This is a genomic window from Paraburkholderia sp. J63 (genome assembly GCF_905220245.1).
In the GTDB taxonomy this organism is placed as follows: Bacteria; Pseudomonadota; Gammaproteobacteria; order Burkholderiales; family Burkholderiaceae; genus Paraburkholderia.
The window spans coordinates 15,585-34,963 of record NZ_CAJMZF010000062.1 but is presented as its reverse complement, the minus strand read 5'-3'; the positions used below and the strand labels follow the sequence as shown (position 1 = coordinate 34,963).

Sequence of the window (19,379 nt, the reverse complement as noted above, 5' to 3'; positions counted from 1 at the left end):
TCTTATGCAGTAAGTCCAGAACCCCGGTGGCTCAGAATGAGCACCGGGGTTCTGGCGTTTACGCATGCGGAAAAGCGTGCGCAACTGCACGCCACCAAAACGATCTGCCCCACCATATGGCCCAACTGGCGGCGCCATATCGCGCCGCGCACTATCATGAGCGCTTGAACGTCTACCCGAACGCCGAATCTCAACGTCGAAGTCAGGTGCGCCATGGCCGAATTGCTGCTTGGAAACGTCGAAGAAAGTGTTTCTGACGACGAGATCAACGCTTTTTTGCAGAAGTATGGTTTCCCGCCGTATGACAACATTCAACGCGTAGCGGGTGCGGGCTCTCGTCCAGCTGCGCTGCTGCACTACGCCAACGTTACCGACGAAGTTTTGCGCATGCTGCAACCGCGCGTGCACAACATGTTCTGGAATAACCGCACGATCAGCGTGCAGGTACTGCCTGTGCACGAAGCCGATTGACCGTACGGCTTCAGCGAGATCCCAGCATGCCGGCGCAGACCTGTGCGAGACGCGTGCATATGCATACCTGCGATGAAGCGCCCTGTGCAAACCAGGCACTGTCCGCGCGTTACCTGACGAGCGGCTTCGTCGTGCCCACGCGACCAGATCCTGGATGTGCCGCAAAAACGGGCCAAATCTCGCGCCCATCGGCTCAATTCGATGTCGCAATCCGCGCAATCAATAATGCGCTACGCAATATGCATAATGATAAAATGTCAAAAATTGCGAATATGTCTAGCGTCCAGAATCATTCACGCCGTTTAAATGGATTTTAAGGTAGCATCGCTGCCAACTGGAAATAGCCGTTCGTGTAGAAAGCGTCGGCGCGCGCGGTAAACAAACGGCCGTGTGCTCCAATGGGCGCGGCGGCACGAAAGAAGACCCATATTCCAATTCAGGGCGATTGATTCGATGAAGTTAACGCGCAAAAAGGCCGCGCTAATTGCTGCGGTTTTAATCGCTGCGCTGGTTGCCATTCAGGCGATTTGGCGCCCATTGGGAGGGAGGTCGGCGTTTCGATCTCACGAAGTCGCTTTCGATATTCGTTATCCCGACGCCATTATCGAGAGCGCAGCCCTTTCGCGTTTGCCACGCGACATGATTCGTGTGCCTTTGCTGCGTACGCTGCTCACGCGCGATTTCGTCGATTATTACGAATCCAGTTCCACGCGACTTTCCGCGGAGGGCGCCGTACGGCGGCTCGCATTCGAGCATGATCTCGACTGGCGCGACGAACTCATCAAGCGCGTATTCGACGAACCCTCGCGCGTGCTGCTGTGGCGCTCTCCCGATGGCCGCCTCGGCTATTGGGTGATGACGATGCACCGCAACGGCCTCGCGAAACTGATGCAGGCCGCGGCGAACGTCGCGGCCGGCGATAGCCAGCTGAGTCAGGCGGCTACGCTTTCCGGCGACGTACCGGTCTACGCGCTCAAGCTCGCAGTCGGCCATACGCTGCTGTTCGCGGCGAAGGGTGAGCGGCTCATCATCATGTCGGAGCCCGGCATTCTGCTCGACGCCGACGGCAAGACGATCGGCGAGCGCGCCAAGGCGCTTGCGAAGATGCTCGACGACGGCGGCGACGACGCCCTGCGCACGTATCGCCTCGAAAATGCGCCCGCCGACGTGAATGGCCATCGGCTGATCGTCTCGGTCAATTATCTTTCGTTCGGTTATCAGGCCTTTTTCTCGGGCGTCAATGCGCTGCGTTTCGATTTCGCCGCGTCGGGCAAGAACGATGCGCAGGCGAGCGGCGCATGGAGCACGGCCGCGCTGATCGATCCCGCCCATCTGCCGCAACACTGGGACAGCGCCGACCTCTGGCGCGCGTTGCCTGCGAATGCGGCGGCTTGCGCGAGCCTGCCGGTCGACTGGAACGATGCCACCGATCTGCTCGACAAGCTGGGCGAGGGCGAGCAAGCCGCGTCGAAGGTCTTGCGCGAGCGCCTCGCCGGGCCCGCGGGTGTGTGCTGGTATGCGAAGTCGACGCTGGTGGCACCCGTGTTCGTCGCGCGCCTCAAGCCCGAGGTGGCGCAGGATCCGGCGCAACTGGCTGCGGTCAAAGGTGCGCTGGCGAGCGTCTTTGGCGATGCCATCGGCGCGTATGAGGCGAAGGCCGGTAACGAGGCTGGCTATCGCCGCCTGCCCGTGCAGACACGCGAGCCGTCCGCCGGCGTCACGCTCTGGACGCGCGCGGTGAGCGCGCGCTCGGGCACGGCGCAGAGTGCGGGCTCGCCCTACGCGGCGCAGCTTTCCGCGCCGCGCTACTTTCCGGTGACGCTCGCGCTCGCGCACGGCTATGTGGTGTTCTCGCCCGACGCGCGTCTCGTGGACGACACGCTCGCCGTGCTCGACAAGCGTTATCCGGCCATCGCCGACACGCTCCCGCCGCAGCGCCTGTCGACCACGGTGCTGTCGGTCACGCCGTCCACTGCTGCGGCGCTCGTGGAGCGCGAGGCGGGCCGTGCGCTGCCGGCCGATCAGGAAGCGATCTTCCGCAATGCCGCGCGCACGCATCTGCTGCCGAAGCTGCACGCGGTGGCGAACTATCCGCCGCTGGCGCTGAGCTTGCCGGACTCGCTGCCTTCGTCGGCGGGCTGGGTGCCGGTGGAGTGGCAGGTCGAGCCGCGAGCGAGCGAGGGGCCGCGCGGCGACGCGGCAGCGGGACATCCGCTGGGCGCAGGCCCGAAAGACGCGGACAACGATGCCGGCGACGCGAGCGCAGACGCCGCGCAGAGCACCGACGATCGGCCGGCCCAGCCCGGCACGAGCGGCGACTGATCATGCGCCGCCGGTTTCTCCATCGTTGCGCGGCGGCCGGCGCGGCCGCGCTCGGCGTAGCGCTTGCGGGCCCGGCGCGCGCGCTCATGCCGATGCAGCCCGTACCCGATCCCGACGCGCTCACACCCGAGCAATCGACGATATTTCGCGCGTGGTTCGTGCGCATCGTCGATCAGCAGATGCGCCGTGGTCCCACGCCGCGCTGGACCCAGCGCGACTGCGCGGGCCTCGTGCGCTTTGCGGCCATGGAGGCGCTGCGCGAGCATGACGCGCGCTGGCTCAAGGCCAACGGCATGAACGAGGCCAGCGACGCAAGCCGACTGCCGCCCGAGCTGCAACTGAGCCCGCCGCAGCGCACGCTTGCGAACCGTTGGACGCGCATCGACGGCAGCGTCGGTGCCTACGCTTCGGCCATCGCGCTCATTCAACGCAACAGCCGCTTCGTTTCGCGCGACGTCAATCAGGCGTTGCCGGGCGACCTGCTGTTCTTCGATCAAGGCGACGACCAGCATCTGATGATCTGGCTGGACCGCTACATCGCTTATCACACGGGCACCGTCACGCCGACCGATAGCGGTCTGCGCGCAGTCGCCGTTTCCGATCTGATGCAATGGAAAGATTCCCGCTGGCAGCCGTTCGACGGCAATCCGAACTTCGTCGGTGTGTTTCGTTTCGCGTTCCTGACGCCATGAGTGCCGCCATGCAACGTCTGCTTGTTTCGCCGCGTTCCGCTGCGCCGTTTTTCTCGCGCATTTCCAATACGAAATTTTCCGCAACGGCCCGGATTTCCGATGCGAAATGCAGCGCAGGTTCGCGCGCCTCGGCGCTGCTTGCCACGCTGATCGCACTGTTCATGCTGTGCGTCTGCCTAAGCGCCACGCCCGCCTGGGCCGACGACGGCGACAACGCCTCGAACGGTGAGAGCGCCGCGCAGCAGAGCATCGACGCGAATCCCACGCTGGGCGCGCCAACGCCGAGCGGTTACGACAGCCAGGTCGTGCAGGGCCAGCCGTTCTTCCTGCTTTCCGATGCGAGCTTCGGCAGCAACCAGCTCGCGCAAGTGCGTCTGGAAGCGCCGGGCCGCGAATTCCAGTCGGAGCTCGAAGGCTATGGCGGCGCGGATATCGTCGTCTACAAGGTGCCCAATGCGCTCGCATTTCTCAAGGCGCAGAAGAACCTGCATCGCCTGAACATCAAGCCGAACTATCAGGGCGAGGGTCTCGCGAACACGCTCGCGTACCTGTGGGACCGCTGGCTCAGCGACGCGCGCCGCGCCTGGCAGCGCGTGCTTTCGTTCGCGACGCGTAGCAAGGTCACCGAGGCGAAGCCCGAATTCAAGCTCGGCGAGCAGACGGGCGCGCCCACGCATTTCGAGCCTCAATCGCGCTTTGCGCCGCTGCGCGGCTATGAACTGGTCACGCGTTTTCGCTACCCCATCTGGAACGCGAAGACCATTCAGCCGCCCAAGGACGTGAATCTCGCGGGCAGCAGCAGCAATTTCCTGGAGGCGCCGCCGGGCAACGTGATGATTCCGGTCGGCAAGCTGCCGCCGGGGCTCTATCTCGTCGAGGCCATGATCGGAAACTACCGCGCGCATACGCTGCTGTTCGTTTCCGATACGGTCGCCGTCGTGAAGGCCGCGTCGAGTGGCCTGCTGGTATGGACCGCGCGGCGCGACAACGGCAAGCCGGTGCCCAACACCGAGGTGAGCTGGACCGATGGCGTGGGCGTGCTGCAAAGCGGTTCTACAGGTGCGGATGGCGCGCTGCTGCTTCAGCACGTCTCGCTCGAGCGCAGCTATGTGATCGGCAGCGATCCGCAGGGCGGCGTTTTCGTATCGGAAAACTTCTACTATGACAGCGAGATCTATAACACCAAAATCTACGCGGTGACGGATCGGCCGCTATATCGTCCCGGTGACGCGGTCCACGTGAAGTTCATCGGCCGCACGTTCCAGAGTGCGAATCAGTCGACGCCCGCCGCGCCCGCGCAGCTCAAGCTCGACGTGCTCGATCCGAACGGTGCGCCGATCGCGACGCGCAACGTGAATTTCGCATCGGAAAGCGGTGGCGAAACGACCTTCACGCTGCCCACGACCGCGCAGGGTGGCGGCTATACGCTGCGCTTCAGCTACAACGGCGACAGCTATGGCGGGGCGTTCCGCGTGGCGGAGTATGTGAAGCCGCATTTCGACGTGAACCTCACGATGGACAAGTCCGATTACGCGACCGGCGACACGCCCAAGGGCAAGATCGCGCTGCGCTATCCGGACGGCAAGCCCGTCAAGAACGGCAAGGTGTCGGTCACGCTGCGCGCGCAAAAAGTGGCGATGGTGGACGGCGAGCTGCGCTATTCGGGTCTCTTTCCCGTGAAGCTCGAACAGCAGGAATTGCAGGCCGATAGCGATGGCAACGCCACGCTCACGCTGCCCGCCGCGAAGGAGCCGAGCCGCTACGCACTCACGTTGTTTGCGCAGGACGGCGCCGCGTACCGCGTGCGCGTGACGCGCGAAGTGCTGATCGCGCGCGGCGCCACACCGTATGGTCTGAGCACGGTCAGGTCGTTCTCGCAACCGCGCGAACGCGTGACGTTCACGCTGGCCGCGCAGACGCAAGCCGATGCGGGCATCGGGGCGAACGCTGCGCCCGCGCACAAGCCGGCGAAGTGGGAATGGGTGCGTCTCGAATCGCAGACCAAGGCCGACGGCACGCTGCCCGCCGCGGGCGCGGATGGACGCGTGAGTTTTCCGCTGCAATTCGACGAACCGGGTTCGTACATGCTCTCGGTGAAAGACGACGCGGGCAACCTGCTCGCGGCGACGAGCCACTGGGTGGCCGGAGACGGCCTCAAGGCGATTCCCGGCAGCGTCGAGATCGTGTTCGATCGTGATCGTTACCGTATCGGCGATACGGCCGAAGCGCTCATCACGTTCCCGTATGCCGTGGACGATGCGCTGCTCACGCTCGAACGCGACAGCGTGGAAGCGCGCGCACTGCTTTCGACGGGCGCGGACTGGCTGAGCCTCACGCGCGTTGCCCCCACGCAATGGAAAGCGCGCATCAAGGTCGGTCCCGAGTTTGCCCCCAACATGACGTTCTCGGTGCTTTACGTGCACGACGGCGAATACGTGTTCCAGAACGCGGGCATCGTGGTCGCGAAGCCCTCGATCGATCTCGCCGTGAAGAGCGACAAGCCCGTCTACGCGCCGGGCGAAACCGTCACGCTCGATCTCGGCAGCACGCTCGGCGGCAAGGCGCTGCCCGCTCATCTCACCGTGAGCGTGGTCGACGAAATGGTCTACGTGCTGCAGCCCGAGATTGCGCCCGATATCGTGGACTTCTTCTATCATCCGCGCCGCAACAACGTCCGCACGACGTCGAGCCTTTCGTTCATCACCTACGATCTCGCGCTCTCCGCGATGCGCGGTGCGCCGGGCGGTCCGCAGCGTGGTCAGTACAACGAACGTGGTGTGAAGGTGCTGGAGCGTCCGCGTCGCGACGACATCGACACGGCCGCATGGCAGGCCGATCTGCAGACCGATGCGAGCGGCCACGCGCGCATGACCTTCCGCATGCCCGACGCGCTCGCGCGCTGGCGCATCACCGTGCGTGCGATTTCAGCGGACGGCACTGTGGGGCAGCGCACTGCCTATGTGCGCTCGGACAAACCGCTCTATCTGAAATGGAGTGGCCCCGCGAGCTTCCGCAGTGGCGACCAGCCGGCGATCGACATGCTTGCGTTCAACCAGGGCACGTCCAATGTGGATGCGCAGTGGACGGTCAATGGCGCAGGCCTCGCGCTCGATCGCAAGGTGACGCTCAAGCCCGGCGCAAACTATCTGGCACTGCCGCGCACCGCACTCACGCCGGGTCTCGTCGATGCAAGCCTGCGCGTGAATGGCAAGGAGATGGATCGTCTGCAGACTTCGGTGAGCCTCGGTGCGCCGGGCTGGCTCGATCTGCGCGAAATCCCCGTGACGCTCGATGCAAACCCGAAACCGCTCGCGCTTGCACCCGATGCGCAGGACGTGCGCGTGCGTCTCGTCTCGAGCGGCGCGAGCCAGTTCGCGCGCGTGGCCGACGATCTCATTGCGTACCCATATGGTTGTGCCGAGCAGACATCGAGCCGACTGATTCCGCTCGCGCTCGCGCACGACGCGCTGGGCCGCGATGCCGATGGCACGGCGACGCAGGATCTCGAAGCGCGTCTGCGCAATCAGCGCCAACGGCTCGCGCTGCTTGCCGGCATCAATGGCGCATTCGGCTGGTGGGGCGACACCACGGGCGGCAGCGCGTTCATTACGGCCTATGCGTACTACGCGGACTGGCTCGCGAGCCGCAGCCTCGGCATCACGTTGCCGGACAGCAACTGGCAGCACGCGCTCGATATCTATCGCGACAACGGCGCGAAGGAGCCGCTGCTGCATCGCGCGCTGGCGCTCTGGCTGCTGCAGCAAATGGGCTTGCCGGTGGCGACGCCCGTGTCGGGTGTGGCCGGCCAGCTCGCGCAACAGGCATCGTCGATGTTCGATCAGGATGCCAAAGCATCGCGCGATGCATATGGCGCCGAAGACAGCCTCGTGTTCGCCGCGCCCGACTCGACGCGCGGCCTGCAAGCGGCCGTGGTGCTGACCGCATGGACAGCGCGCGCAACGAACGCGAGTCTGCCCGAAGGCTTCGATGCGCTGGCCGCGCGCGCACGCGCGTCGCTCATGACGAACCCGACGCCGCTGATTCAGAGCCTGCTGGCGATGGCCGGTGATGCCGGCACGCCCGTCGATGCAAATGCAGTGCTCACCCAGAGCAGTGCGACGTATCCGACTGTCGATCGCGCGCTCACGCTGCTGTGGCTGCGCAAGGCCATGGCCGGCTCGCGCGCGGGCGATGCCGCGCAGCCGTTGCCCACGCTGCAGGGCAATGGCTGGGCACGCACGACGACGCCCACGGGCGCGACGCTCTGGAAGTGGACGGGCGCGGCGCTGCCTACCGCGCTCGACGTGGGCGGCGCGCGCCCCGATGTCTCGGCGCTGGTTTCGTACCGCAGCCGTGAGGCCCAGGCGAGCCGCTTGCCCGTGAAGATCGAGCGCACGCTCTACCGTCTCGACCCGATTGCGCCCACGAGCGATGCCGAAAAGCAGGCGGGCCGCTTCACGTTCGAGGCGCATCGCATGAAAGCGGGCGACGCCATCGACAGCAACGCGCTCTATGTCGACGAAGTGACGCTCACACCGCAGGACAAATCGGCGCTCCATTACGGTCTGCTCGACGTGCCGCTGCCGCCGGGCGGTTCCGTGGAGGCGACGAGCTGGGGCGTGAGCATTGCCGGGCTGCCCGGCGCGGGCGAGGGCGGCAGCGGTCCGCAGCCATTCGCGCGCGCGGCCAGCTATGAGATGGGCGAGCTCAGCTATCACGAGCCCGTGCCCTTGCTCGATCGTCCTGTGGCGCTGCGCCAGCTCGTGCGCTTCGCACTGCCTGGCACATTCACGATGCCGCCCGCGCGTTACTTCCGGATGTACCAGCCGGAACAGAAGGCGTATGAAGGCGGCCGCAGCGACCGTATGGTCACGCTGCGCATCGATTGAGGCGGGCGTGAAGCTGCGTATCGCCGTATGGGGCGCCGGGCTCGTTCTCGCGATCGCGCTTGCGGGCGGCTCGCCGCGGGCTGTGCATGCCGCGGCGAGCGAGCAGGCGGCGAGAATGACACCGGCTGCTGCCGCGCCGAATGTGTCGTCGTCGAGCAAATCATCGGCATCGCCGGTGCTGCGCTTTGCCTGGCTGCGTGACGGCGGCGCGCGGCTGTGGACGTTCGATGCCGTCGCCGAGGCCAGCGCGCCGGGCGCCGGCACGCCGTTGCCGCCGGCGCTCGACACGCAGCTCGGCAGCGTCTGGAAACTGTTCGTCTACGCCTATCTCGTCGACCGGCGGATTCCCGCGCCCGACTATCAATGCGACGGCGGCGACCGCGAGGAGGTGTACTGCTGCATGACCGGCGGACACATCGACCGCGATCGTGCGCTGGTGCAGTCGTGCGGCCTTTTTTTTGAGCCGCACAGATTGCAACTCGATCCTGCGGGATGGCGCCTATACTGGCGCGCGCTGAACGCGCCGGCGTGGCTGCAGGATCTCTACGCGTTGCGCCCGGAGCGCCGCGTGCGCGTGGACGATCTGCTCAAGGCTTTGCAGGCCGTGCCCTCGCTCGCCCGCGACGAGACGGCGAGCACGCTGGTGTCGGTGGTCACGAGCGGCCGCGGCGAGGGCACGGTATCGCTCTACGGCAGCCTGCTGCGGGCCAAGACCTGGACCATGCCCGACCCCGCGAACCCGGGCGGCTACGAAGGCGGCGCGGCGGGCTGGCTTGCCGATGGCACGCCGGTCTGGCTCGGCGGGCGCGGCGGCAGCGTGCGCGTACTGGCCGCCGCGGCGCCGCGTATTGCGCCGCTGGTCGCGCAGAGCGCCGTCCCCGACGACCGCGCCTGCGTGGTCGTCGATTTCTTTTCTCGTTATCCGATAAGAAACGTCATCGAAACACGCGCGGGCGGACGGCCCGCGCAACCCGGCCTGCTCGACGGCGCGTTCAGCGTGGGATTCGAAAATGGCAACTGGCTGCCCATCGAAAGCCACGGCGAGCTGCTGCTCGATCGTGACGAGACCGGCAAGCCGCGCATCGTCGGGCGCTTCGGCATGAATGACTACGTCGCGCGCGTGGTCGAGCGCGAAGGCGACACGGCGCAGCCGCAGGCGGCGCGCGCGCTCGCGGTGGCGGCGCGCAGCTATCTCGTGCAGAACTCGGGCCGTGAGCGCGGCTGCTACCGTATCGACGACAGCAGCCGCACACAGCGCGTCTTGCCGCGTGCGCCGCGAGCCGCTTCGCGCAACGCCGCCGATTTCACCGACGGCTTCGTGCTCGCGGGCGTGCCCGTGCAGTTTCATCACGACAAGGCTGCACCCGGCCAGATGAGCTGGCTCGACGCGAAGGCTGCGGCGCAGCGGGGCCTCACGTTCGATGCGATTCTCGCGCGCACCTGGCCTCAGGCCACGCTCACGTCGTTCACGAGCCCGCTCGCCGGCGACTGCGAGCCGGTGGTGGGCGCGCGCGACTGGCTGAGCCGCGAGGCGCCGGTGTGGGCGCGGCGCCTCGCGGGAGAGGCGGGCTACGAGGAGCCCGAGCTGCCGGCCGTCTGCGAGGTGACGACGGGCCGCCCCTATGCCGATGCCGGGCGCAATCGCGTCTACATCCGCCGCCTGCGCTCCGACGACGACCGCATTGCACTCGCGCACGAGTATCTGCATCTTGCGTTTGCCCACCATCCGCGCGGGCAGGACGAGGCGTTCATCGAGCAGACCGCGCGCAAGCTGATCCTCACGGGAAGTTGAACGATCATGAAAGCGCTCGCGCCACACGGCAGCGTCGTGAAGCGCGATCGGCAACGAATTTGAATATCGACAGGATAACCAGGCGAACCAGCATGAATCCGATCCGGCTCTATCGTTGTTTTTCGCGCCACGGGCTCGCGGGCGTCGCGTTCTCGCTAGCGCTCGGCGTATTCGCGCATGCGGCGCATGCCGATACCATCGACTTCACCGCGCCGCTGAACGGCTGGCGCAATTCGGCCGGCGACGAGGCGCGCTATACGCAGGACGTCCACTATCCCGCGGTGGCCGTGAGCACGCCGGAAGGCCAGTCGGTCAACGCGCTGATTGCCGGGCACATCAAGGCGTCGCCCAAGGCGAAACCGGGCACCGCGGTGGGGACGCTCGTGGTGAACGGCACGCCCATGCCGCAACGCATCGAGGAAGACGGCACGTTCTCGCGGCCGTTCGCGTTCGGTGCCGGCAGCAACAGCGTGGAATTGCGCACGGCGGACGGCACGCGCAAACGCGTGCAGTTCTATGACGCCTACACGGGCAAGACGCAGGCGCGTTTGCGCATCGTGCTCGCGTGGGACACCGACGGCACCGACCTCGACCTGCACGTGGTGTCGCCCGATGGCGTGCACACGTTCTACGCCGACCGCGTGGCACCGAACGGCGGCGCGCTCGACGTGGACGTGACGACAGGCTATGGCCCCGAGATCTATTCGAGCGCGACGCCGCTGCACGGCACCTATCTCGTCTACGTGAACTACTACGGCAGCGGCAATAGCGGCAGCGACATGACCGTGGCGCAAGTCACCATCATCACCGACGAAGGCACGCCGAACGAAAAGAGCGAGACGATACGCGCGCCCATGCGCAAACCGGGCGAATTGACGCTCGTGAAGCGCTTTGTCGTGCCTTAACGAGCACCGTCGATCTCTGCCGCACGCAACGTTATCGAAAAGAATCAGGAAGGATCTCTGAATAAATCGTTGAGCTGGTTGCCGGGCGCCGCATTGACGAAGCCGTCGAAGCGTCCTTGCACGAGCGTTTCCGCGGCGCGCATGAAACCACCCCACGCGGAGCGCGCCAGCGCACCGCCCACACTCACGCGCCGCACGCCCATTGCCGCGAGATCTGGCAGCGTGAATTCCGAGGCCGAGCCGATCAGCACGTTCACGGGCTTGGGCGCAACGGCGCTAACCACGGCGACAATCTGCTCGCGCGTGTGGATGCCCGGCATGTAGAGGCAGTCCGCGCCCGCCGCCGCATAGGCCTTGATGCGCGCCAGCGCGTCGTCGAAATCGGGCTCGCCGGTGAAGAAGTTTTCCGCGCGCGCCACCAGCAGCGTATCGCCGCCGCGTTCATCGATGGCGCGCCGCGCGGCCTTCACGCGCTCGACGGCCACTTCCAGCGGGAACAGCGGCGCGGCCGGGTCGCCGGTCGAATCTTCGACGGAGAGGCCCGCCACGCCCGTGTCGACTGCGAGGCCCACGCTTTGTGCGACCCCTGCCGCATCGGTGCCGAAGCCGTTTTCGAAGTCCGCGTTGATGGGCAGATCGGTGGCGGCGACCATCTCGCGCAGATGGGCGAGGACGGCCTCGCGGGGCAGTGAATTGTCCGCGTGGGCGCGCGACCATGCAAAGCCCGAGCTGGTCGTGGCGAGCGCCTTGAAGCCGACGTTCTCGAGATAGCGGGCGCTGCCCGGGTCCCAGGGGTTGGGCAGGAGGAAGCAACCGGAAGCATGCAAGGCGCGGAACGCGGCGCGTTTTTCTGCGACGCTGCGAGGCGAAGAGGGCATGGCGAGTCTCCAGAGGTGGTCCAGGACAGGGCGAGGACCGTGTGGTGCGGACGCGCCGCGTCGGGCGCGGGCATCGGATCGGTCAGCGTGCATTGTGCGCCTGTGCGCGCCGACGCGCTTTCGTGGCGCCAGGCCAGACGCGCGCGCGGCGCCCGCTATCATATGCGCTGTTTCCAATCCGAAAAATTTGCTCCGATGGCCAAGCCTTCCTCTTCGAAATGGGTGCCGCCGCGCATGTCCGACGTAGCCAGCCTCGCGGGCGTGTCGAAGATGACGGTCTCGCGCGTGCTGGCGGGGCAGAGCGCTTCGGAGGCCACGCGCGAGCGCGTACAGCGCGCGATCGACGAACTGGGCTACGTTGCCGACGCGGCGGCGGGCGCGCTTTCTTCGGGCCGCTCGTCGTTCGCCGCGGTGCTGGTGCCTTCGCTATCGAGTTCGAACTTCTCGGACACCGTGAATGGGCTCACCGCCGTGCTGGAGCCGCAAGGGCTCGAATTGCTGATCGGCGACACGGACTATCTGCCCGAGCGCGAGGAGCGCATCGTGCGCCAGATGCTGCGCCATCAGCCGCGGTGCATTGCGCTCACCGGCTCGCAGCACACCGCGGCCACGCGCGCGTTGCTCGAGCGCTCCGGCGTCCCGGTCGTCGAAATGTGGGAGTTGCCGGCCGCGCCCATCGACATGACGGTCGGGTTTTCCAACGTGAGCGCCGCGCGCGAAATGGTGCGCTATCTGGCGGGCAAGGGGTACCGGCGCATCGCTTTTCTCGGCGGAGCGAGCGAACTGGACCGGCGCGGCATCGACCGGCTGAAGGGCTATCAACAGGAAGTGAAGGCGCTCGGGCTCGGCGAGCCGCGCGTGGTGCGTCTGGGCGACTCGCCAGGCACAATGAGCCACGGCGGCCCCGCCATGGCGACGCTGTTCGAGCGCTGGCCCGACACTCAGGCGGTGATGTGCGTGAGCGACATGTCGGCGTTCGGCGCGATCATGGAGTGCCAGCGGCGCGGGCTCGCGGTGCCCGACGACATCGCCGTGGCGGGCTTCGGCAACTTCGAGATCGCGGCCTGCTGCCATCCGACCATCACGACGGTCTCGGTGGACGCCTACGGGATCGGCCGCCGCGCGGGCGAAGCGCTGCTCAGCGCGCTTGTTGCCAGTGAAGGCGGGCATGGCGCGCACGCGCGCCGCGCCGCAAGAACGCGCATTCACTACGCCGTGGTGCCGCGCGAAAGCGCGTGAGGTGACTTGAAGCCTTGGAGTCCCGTGCTAACATCTTTGTGTTACCGGTAACACAATTATGCCGGAGGCTGGCCGTCAGCATGCGCGGTTGGCATCGAGCAGGCCGGGCAGGCCTCAAACAGGAGACATCGCATCATGACCCAATCTTTCCCGCGCCGTCTGCGCAGTCAGGAATGGTTCGACGATCCCTCGCACGCGGACATGACCGCGCTCTACGTCGAGCGCTTCATGAATTACGGCCTCACGCGCGAAGAACTGCAGTCGGGCCGCCCGATTATCGGCATCGCGCAGACGGGCAGCGATCTCGCGCCCTGCAACCGCCATCACATTGCGCTCGCTGAGCGCGTCAAGGCCGGCATTCGTGACGCGGGCGGCATTCCCATGGAGTTTCCGGTGCACCCGCTCGCGGAGCAGAGCCGCCGCCCTACGGCCGCGCTCGACCGCAATCTCGCGTACCTGGGCCTCGTCGAAATCCTGCACGGCTTCCCTCTCGACGGTGTCGTGCTCACGACGGGCTGCGACAAGACCACGCCTGCATGCCTGATGGCCGCGGCCACGGTCGATCTGCCGTCCATCGTGTTCTCGGGCGGCCCGATGCTCGACGGCTGGTACGAGGGCAAACGCGTGGGTTCGGGCACGGTGATCTGGCACGCGCGCAATCTGCTTGCGACGGGCGAGATCGACTACGAAGGCTTCATGGCGCTCACCACGGCTTCCTCGCCATCCATCGGACACTGCAACACGATGGGCACGGCGCTCTCGATGAATTGCCTCGCCGAGGCGCTCGGCATGTCGCTGCCCGGTTGCGCGAGCATTCCGGCCGCTTACCGCGAGCGCGGACAGATGGCGTACGCCACCGGCAAGCGCGCGGTCGAACTCGTGCGCGACGATGTGCGCCCCTCGCGCATCATGACGCGCGAGGCGTTCGAGAACGCGATCGTGGTGGCGTCGGCGCTCGGCGCGTCGACCAACTGCCCGCCGCATCTGATCGCGATTGCGCGGCACATGGGCGTCGATCTCACGCTCGAAGACTGGCAGCGTCATGGCGAGCAGGTGCCGTTGCTCGCGAACACCATGCCGGCGGGCGAGTACCTGGGCGAGAGTTTCCACCGCGCGGGTGGCGTGCCTGCCGTGCTGCGCGAGCTCGATCGCGCGGGGCTCGTGCGGCGCGCTTGCCCGACCGTCTCGGGCCACACGATCGGCGAGATTGCGGATGCCGCGCCCGTGGCGGATCGCGATGTGATCCGCACTTGCGACGACCCGCTCAAGCACGGCGCGGGCTTCATCGTGCTGTCGGGCAACTTCTTCGACAGCGCCATCATGAAGATGTCGGTGGTGGGCGAGGCGTTTCGCAGGACCTATCTGAGCGAGCCCGGCGCACAGAACGTGTTTGAAGCGCGAGCCATCGTATTCGACGGCCCCGAGGACTATCGCGCGCGTATCAACGATCCGTCGCTGAAGATCGACGAGCGCTGCATGCTCGTGATTCGCGGCTGCGGCACGGTGGGCTATCCGGGCAGCGCCGAAGTCGTGAACATGGCGCCGCCGGCCGAACTGATCAAGCGCGGCGTGACTTCGTTGCCGTGCATGGGCGATGGGCGCCAGAGTGGCACGTCTGCGAGCCCGTCGATTCTCAACATGTCGCCGGAAGCGGCCGTGGGCGGCGGGCTTGCGCTGCTGCGCACGGACGATCGCATCAAGGTCGATCTCAATGCGCGTCGTGTAGAAGTGCTTATCGATGTGGACGAGCTCGAGCGCCGTCGCGCGCAGGCCGAATTCAAGGCGCCTGCGTCCCAGACGCCGTGGCAGGAGCTTTATCGCAAGACGGTCGGCCAGCTTTCGACGGGCGGGTGCCTCGAACCGGCTACGCTCTATCTGCGTGTGATTGCGGAGCGCGGTGAGCCGCGCCATTCGCACTGAGCGAATCAGGCGCACCCGATTACGTGGGCGAGCCGGCGTTCAGAGCGTTTTGCCGATGCGATGCGCCATCTCCACGACGGCGATCGCCATGCGTTTTTCGCGGCGCGCGTCGAGTCGCTCGAGCGGCAGGCTCGTGCTGACCGCGACGCGCTTGCCGAGCGCCGTCACGCCGACGAACGCCGCGAAGCAGGCGAGGCCGGCGGTGACTTCCTCGCGCTCCTGAGCGAGCCCAGAGCGTCGGATCGAGGCGAGCGCCTGCAACAGATCCTGGCGGCGCGTGAGGGTATGGCCCGTGACGGCGGCAAGCTGCTTCGGCAGCAATCCAATAACTTCGTCATCCGAAAGACTGGCGAGCAGTGCCTTGCCCAGCGCGCAGCAATGCGCGGGCAAGCGCGAGCCGAGATCGGAGACGAGCCGCACGGGCCGCGCGGCATCCTCGCGCGCGATGTAGACCACTTCGGCGCCGTCGAGCACGGCGAGCTGCACCACCTCGTTGTGGATGGCGACGAACGTCGCCGCTTCATGGCGGAACGCTTCCTGCAACTGGTCATGGCGCACGTAGGCACTGCCGAGCTCGAACAACGTCACGCCGACGATATAGCCGTCCGCGCGCTTTTCGATCCAGCGCCGGCGTTCCAGTGAGTCGAGCATCAGATAGAGCGTGCTGCGCGAAAGGCCGGTTTGCTCCGCGATGGCGGCGGCGCGTACCGGTGCCTGGGCGTGCGCCAGCACGTCGAGAATATCGTGGATGCGCTTGAGCGCGGGGACTTCGTAGGCGGCGGGCATGGTTCCGTGAATCGATTCGACTTCCAACAGGTTGGAAATACTAACATCGGGTTGGACAGTACGCCTGGGCGCTCTTACGATCGATATGCTTTATCCCGGGCGACGTCATCAACCCATGCAACGAAGCGGGTCCATCACCATGGCCAATTTGTCAGTTTCCGGATTCCTGCCTGCCGATCTCGAGGAGGCGTTGCTGGTCGGCCGCGTCTGGCGGCGCGACGGCGCGCACGAGGGGCCGTGCGTGGTTGCGGTGCGCGGCGGCCAGGCGTTCGACATCACGCGCATCGTGGCAACCACGGCCGACCTGTTCGATCGTGACGACGCGCTCGAAATCGTGCGCAACGCGCCGGGCGAGGCGCTGGGTGCGTCAGCCGATCTGCTCGCGGCAAGCTTGCCCGGGGCACGCGACACGGCAGTCACGCAAGCGCACCTGCTCGCGCCTTGCGACGTTCAGGCGATCAAGGCGTGCGGCGTGACCTTCGCGGTGAGCCTGATCGAGCGTGTGATCGAGGAGCAGGCCGGCGGTGATCGCGCGAAGGCAGCGGACGTGCGCGCGACCATCACCGCGCTGATCGGCGCCGATCTTTCGCGGATCGAACCGGGTTCCGAAGCCGCGATGCGGCTAAAGGAAGAATTTCAGCGTCGCGGTGCGTGGTCACAATATCTGGAAGTGGGAATTGGTCCGGATGCCGAAGTATTTTCGAAGTCTCAGCCCATGTCGGCGGTGGGCTTCGGTGCGGATGTCGGCTTGCTGCGTGCATCGGCATGGAACAACCCGGAGCCGGAGATCGTGCTGGCGGTGAATGCGCGCGGCGTGGCCGTTGGCGCGACGCTCGGCAACGATGTGAACTTGCGCGATATCGAAGGCCGCTCGGCCTTGCTGCTCGGCAAGTGCAAGGACAACAATGCGTCGTGTGCGATTGGCCCGTTCGTGCGCCTGTTCGATGAGCGCTTCACGCTCGACTCGGTGCGCGAGGCGAGCGTCTCGCTGCGCGTGACGGGCGCCGACGACGGCTTCGTGCTCGACGGCGTGAGCCATATGCGGGAAATCAGCCGCGACCCGCAGCAACTCGTCGAACAGACCTGCGGCGCGCATCATCAATACCCGGACGGCTTCATGCTGTTCCTTGGCACGATGTTCTCGCCCATCCAGGACCGCGACGCGCCGGGTTCGGGCTTTACACATCACGTTGGCGACGTCGTGACGATCTCTGCGCCGCAACTGGGCGCGCTCGTCAACACGGTGCAGTGCTGCGATGAGATTGCGCCGTGGACATTCGGCGTGCGTGCGCTCTACGCGAATCTCGCTGCGCGCGGGATCGCGCCCTGTGCCTGATTTTTCCGAACGGAAACACGCGCAGGCGTGGGGGTTTCCGTTCGGAAATACCGGCACGCTATTCCATGATGATGCAGCCTTTGTCCGGCAGTTGTCCGGAGCGGGGCGCTAGCTCGCTTCGAAGTAAAGGCGCGTCGGCTCGAACAGATTGGGCGGCAGCCTGTCGCGCGTGAACCAGGCCCAGCGCGCGCACTTTTCCGGCTCCATCACGGCGGGCGCTCCGTGCGCCTCGCCTTCGACGAACAGCGTCGCGTGACGCACGCTGCCCGGTTCGAGCCAGCCCGTGGTCCAGCCCGCAGTGCGCGGCGTGAGCAATTCGAGCCCGGTTTCTTCGCGCAATTCGCGTGTGGCGGCCGCCAGCGGATCTTCGCCAGACTCGACCTTGCCGCCCGGAAAACCCCATGTATCGAAGCCCCAGCGAGTCATCCTGAGGCCGAGCAGCCACGCGCCACTGCGCTGGATGACGACGCCCGCGCCGAGGACGGTGACGGGGGACGCAAGTCCCTCAGCGATTGCCATCGAACAGGTCGTTGAGCATTTCGTCGAAGGCCGCCTGGGCGTCTTCGAGCTCCTGCAGCGCGGCATCGAACGTCTGCAGCGCGAATTGCGACGGCCGGCCTTCGCCCTGCGGCGGAAACTGCGTCTGCAAGGCGGCGAACGCCGTCTTGACGCGTTGCGTTGCGTTCAGCACGCGGTCCATCGCGGCGGTTTCTTCGGCTCGCGCTTGTTCTGGGGTCATCGAAAGCTCCGGTTTGGGTAGAGAGTATGGCGGGGCGCGTGGCTCACGGCAGCGGCAGCCGGCCCTCGGATTTTATGGCGCGCAGCGAGAGCGCCGATTCGACCGACGTGACCCCCGGCAGGCTGCGCAATTCGTCGCGCATGAAGCTGCCGTAGTCGTCGAGGTCGCGCGCCACGATCATCAGAATATAGTCCGCCGTACCGGCCACGTTGTGGCACGAGAGAATCCGCTCGATTGCGCAGACTTCGCGCTCGAAGCGGTCCGCTAGCGCCCGGTCGTGCACGGCGAAGCGCACGGAGACATAGGCGAGCACGTCATAGCCGAGCGTGCGTCGCGAGAGCATCGCCCGATAGCGTTCGATATAGCCGTCCTGCTCGAGCCGCTTGAGGCGGCGCGCGCAAGGCGTTTCGCTCAAACCGACGGTTTCGGCGAGCCGTGCGATCGGCATTCTGCCGTCGGCCTGCAGTGCGCCGAGGATCGCGCGGTCGAGTTTGTCCAGGTCGCTCATGGGGTGGAGGGTTTTTCCGATGCTCGTGATCAGATTTTAGGGCATTCCGCTCCGAATTGATGGGTTATCCACAAAAAACGTCAGAATTCGCTCCGACATTGGCGGCAACATAGAGCCTCTTTCAAACGAGGTCACCATGATTTCCGCTCACCTGCTGTTGATGTTCATCGCCGCTTTGATCGTGGTCTGCGCTTTGCCGGGCGCGGACATGGCGCTGGTGATGCAGACCAGCATGAGCCGCGGCGCGCGGCGCGGTTTCGCGGCGGCCTGCGGCCTCGGGCTCGCGCGCGCCACGCACGTCACGCTTTCGGCGTGCGGCCTCGCGGCGCTGCTGCATAACGCGCCCTGGCTCTATGAGGTCGTGCGCTATGCGGGCGCCCTGTATCTGACGTGGATCGCCGTGCAGATCTTCCGCGCCCCCGTTTTTGCGTTGCCGGATCAGGCGGCCGTGGCGGCCGAGCGCCCGCTGCGTGCGGACTTCTTCAAGGGCTTGCTCACCAACCTGCTCAATCCGAAGGCACTATTGTTCTGCTCGGTGCTGCTGCCGCAGTTCATTCGCCCCGAGATGGGATCGGTCTGGCTGCAGGTGACCGAGTTGGGCATCCTGCTCGTGATCGTGTGCGCACTCTTCGACGTGATCTATGTGCTGGGCGCGGCGCGCATCGCCGTGTGGCTGCGCCGTCATCCGCTCGCGCAGACCGTGCAGAAGTGGGCGTTTTCCTCGGCACTGATCGGCTTTGCGGTGCGGCTCTCGCTCGATTGAAGCGCTGCATTCGTCGCAATCGCGGGCAATTTCTTGCGGCCCGCCGTGCCTGTCGTGCCTATACGGCGGGCCGCGGTGCGCCACAGGTTGTGCGCGCACTATCCTCAGCTCGGGCGCGCGAAGGCCGCGCGCCCGAGCG

Annotated in this window: 15 protein-coding genes; 10 read left to right on the top strand and 5 right to left on the bottom strand. The window is 66.2% G+C overall.

Going from position 1 to position 19,379, the window contains the following annotated elements; genetic code table 11:
- Positions 1 to 213: 213 nt before the first annotated feature.
- The 6 genes from U5775_RS35995 (at position 214) to U5775_RS35970 (ending at position 11,071) form a co-directional block, all read left to right on the top strand.
- Positions 214 to 471, top strand: a complete 258-nt coding sequence (locus U5775_RS35995) for an RNA-binding protein (RefSeq protein WP_322062898.1) — start codon at positions 214 to 216, stop codon at positions 469 to 471.
- 453 nt (positions 472 to 924) lie between these two features.
- Complete coding sequence (locus U5775_RS35990; RefSeq protein ID WP_322062897.1) at positions 925 to 2,793, top strand: DUF2138 family protein; 1,869 nt, start codon at positions 925 to 927, stop codon at positions 2,791 to 2,793.
- Between the two features lie 2 nt (positions 2,794 to 2,795).
- On the top strand, positions 2,796 to 3,485 hold the full coding sequence (locus U5775_RS35985) for a DUF1175 domain-containing protein (protein WP_322062896.1): 690 nt from the start codon (positions 2,796 to 2,798) through the stop codon (positions 3,483 to 3,485).
- Between the two features lie 161 nt (positions 3,486 to 3,646).
- A complete protein-coding gene (locus U5775_RS35980) occupies positions 3,647 to 8,374 on the top strand; it encodes an alpha-2-macroglobulin (protein ID WP_322062901.1) in 4,728 nt (1,575 codons plus the stop codon).
- 115 nt (positions 8,375 to 8,489) lie between these two features.
- The gene (locus U5775_RS35975; protein ID WP_322062900.1) at positions 8,490 to 10,166 is read left to right on the top strand and encodes a DUF2300 domain-containing protein; all 1,677 of its coding nucleotides are present in this window, start codon (positions 8,490 to 8,492) and stop codon (positions 10,164 to 10,166) included.
- A 92-nt stretch (positions 10,167 to 10,258) separates the two neighbouring features.
- A complete protein-coding gene (locus U5775_RS35970; RefSeq protein ID WP_322062895.1) occupies positions 10,259 to 11,071 on the top strand; it encodes a YfaP family protein in 813 nt (270 codons plus the stop codon).
- 44 nt (positions 11,072 to 11,115) lie between these two features.
- Here the strand turns inward: U5775_RS35970 and U5775_RS35965 are convergent, their stop codons facing one another.
- A complete protein-coding gene (locus U5775_RS35965) occupies positions 11,116 to 11,949 on the bottom strand; it encodes an isocitrate lyase/phosphoenolpyruvate mutase family protein (RefSeq protein ID WP_322062894.1) in 834 nt (277 codons plus the stop codon).
- A gap of 234 nt (positions 11,950 to 12,183) precedes the next feature.
- On the opposite strand from U5775_RS35965, the gene U5775_RS35960 reads away from it, so the two are divergent.
- Together U5775_RS35960 and U5775_RS35955 are read left to right on the top strand one after the other, a co-directional pair.
- Positions 12,184 to 13,188, top strand: a complete 1,005-nt coding sequence (locus U5775_RS35960) for a LacI family DNA-binding transcriptional regulator (RefSeq protein WP_415913736.1) — start codon at positions 12,184 to 12,186, stop codon at positions 13,186 to 13,188.
- 135 nt (positions 13,189 to 13,323) lie between these two features.
- Positions 13,324 to 15,108: an IlvD/Edd family dehydratase gene (locus U5775_RS35955; RefSeq protein ID WP_322062892.1), complete on the top strand. Its 1,785-nt coding sequence runs from the start codon at positions 13,324 to 13,326 to the stop codon at positions 15,106 to 15,108.
- 39 nt (positions 15,109 to 15,147) lie between these two features.
- On the opposite strand, the gene U5775_RS35950 is transcribed toward U5775_RS35955, so the two are convergent.
- Entirely contained in the window at positions 15,148 to 15,894 is a 747-nt protein-coding gene (locus tag U5775_RS35950) for an IclR family transcriptional regulator (RefSeq protein ID WP_322062891.1), read from the bottom strand.
- A 139-nt stretch (positions 15,895 to 16,033) separates the two neighbouring features.
- Between U5775_RS35950 and U5775_RS35945 the strand changes: the two genes are divergently transcribed.
- Positions 16,034 to 17,230 (top strand): fumarylacetoacetate hydrolase family protein, encoded by a 1,197-nt coding sequence (locus tag U5775_RS35945; RefSeq protein WP_322062890.1) that lies wholly within the window; start codon positions 16,034 to 16,036, stop codon positions 17,228 to 17,230.
- A 108-nt stretch (positions 17,231 to 17,338) separates the two neighbouring features.
- Here the strand turns inward: U5775_RS35945 and U5775_RS35940 are convergent, their stop codons facing one another.
- Genes U5775_RS35940 through U5775_RS35930 form a run of 3 tightly spaced genes read right to left on the bottom strand, consistent with a single transcriptional unit; the run spans position 17,339 to position 18,477 of the window.
- Positions 17,339 to 17,749 carry a nucleotide triphosphate diphosphatase NUDT15 gene (locus U5775_RS35940; RefSeq protein WP_322062889.1) on the bottom strand — a complete coding sequence of 137 codons (411 nt, stop codon included), beginning with the start codon at positions 17,747 to 17,749 and terminating at the stop codon, positions 17,339 to 17,341.
- Positions 17,736 to 17,969: a hypothetical protein gene (locus U5775_RS35935; RefSeq protein ID WP_322062888.1), complete on the bottom strand. Its 234-nt coding sequence runs from the start codon at positions 17,967 to 17,969 to the stop codon at positions 17,736 to 17,738. Before U5775_RS35935 ends, U5775_RS35940 begins: the two co-directional genes overlap by 14 nt.
- Positions 17,970 to 18,012: 43 nt before the next feature.
- Complete coding sequence (locus U5775_RS35930) at positions 18,013 to 18,477, bottom strand: Lrp/AsnC family transcriptional regulator (protein ID WP_322062887.1); 465 nt, start codon at positions 18,475 to 18,477, stop codon at positions 18,013 to 18,015.
- 136 nt (positions 18,478 to 18,613) lie between these two features.
- On the opposite strand from U5775_RS35930, the gene U5775_RS35925 reads away from it, so the two are divergent.
- Positions 18,614 to 19,240, top strand: coding sequence for a LysE family translocator (locus U5775_RS35925; RefSeq protein WP_322062886.1), 627 nt, complete (start codon positions 18,614 to 18,616; stop codon positions 19,238 to 19,240).
- Positions 19,241 to 19,379: the final 139 nt, after the last annotated feature.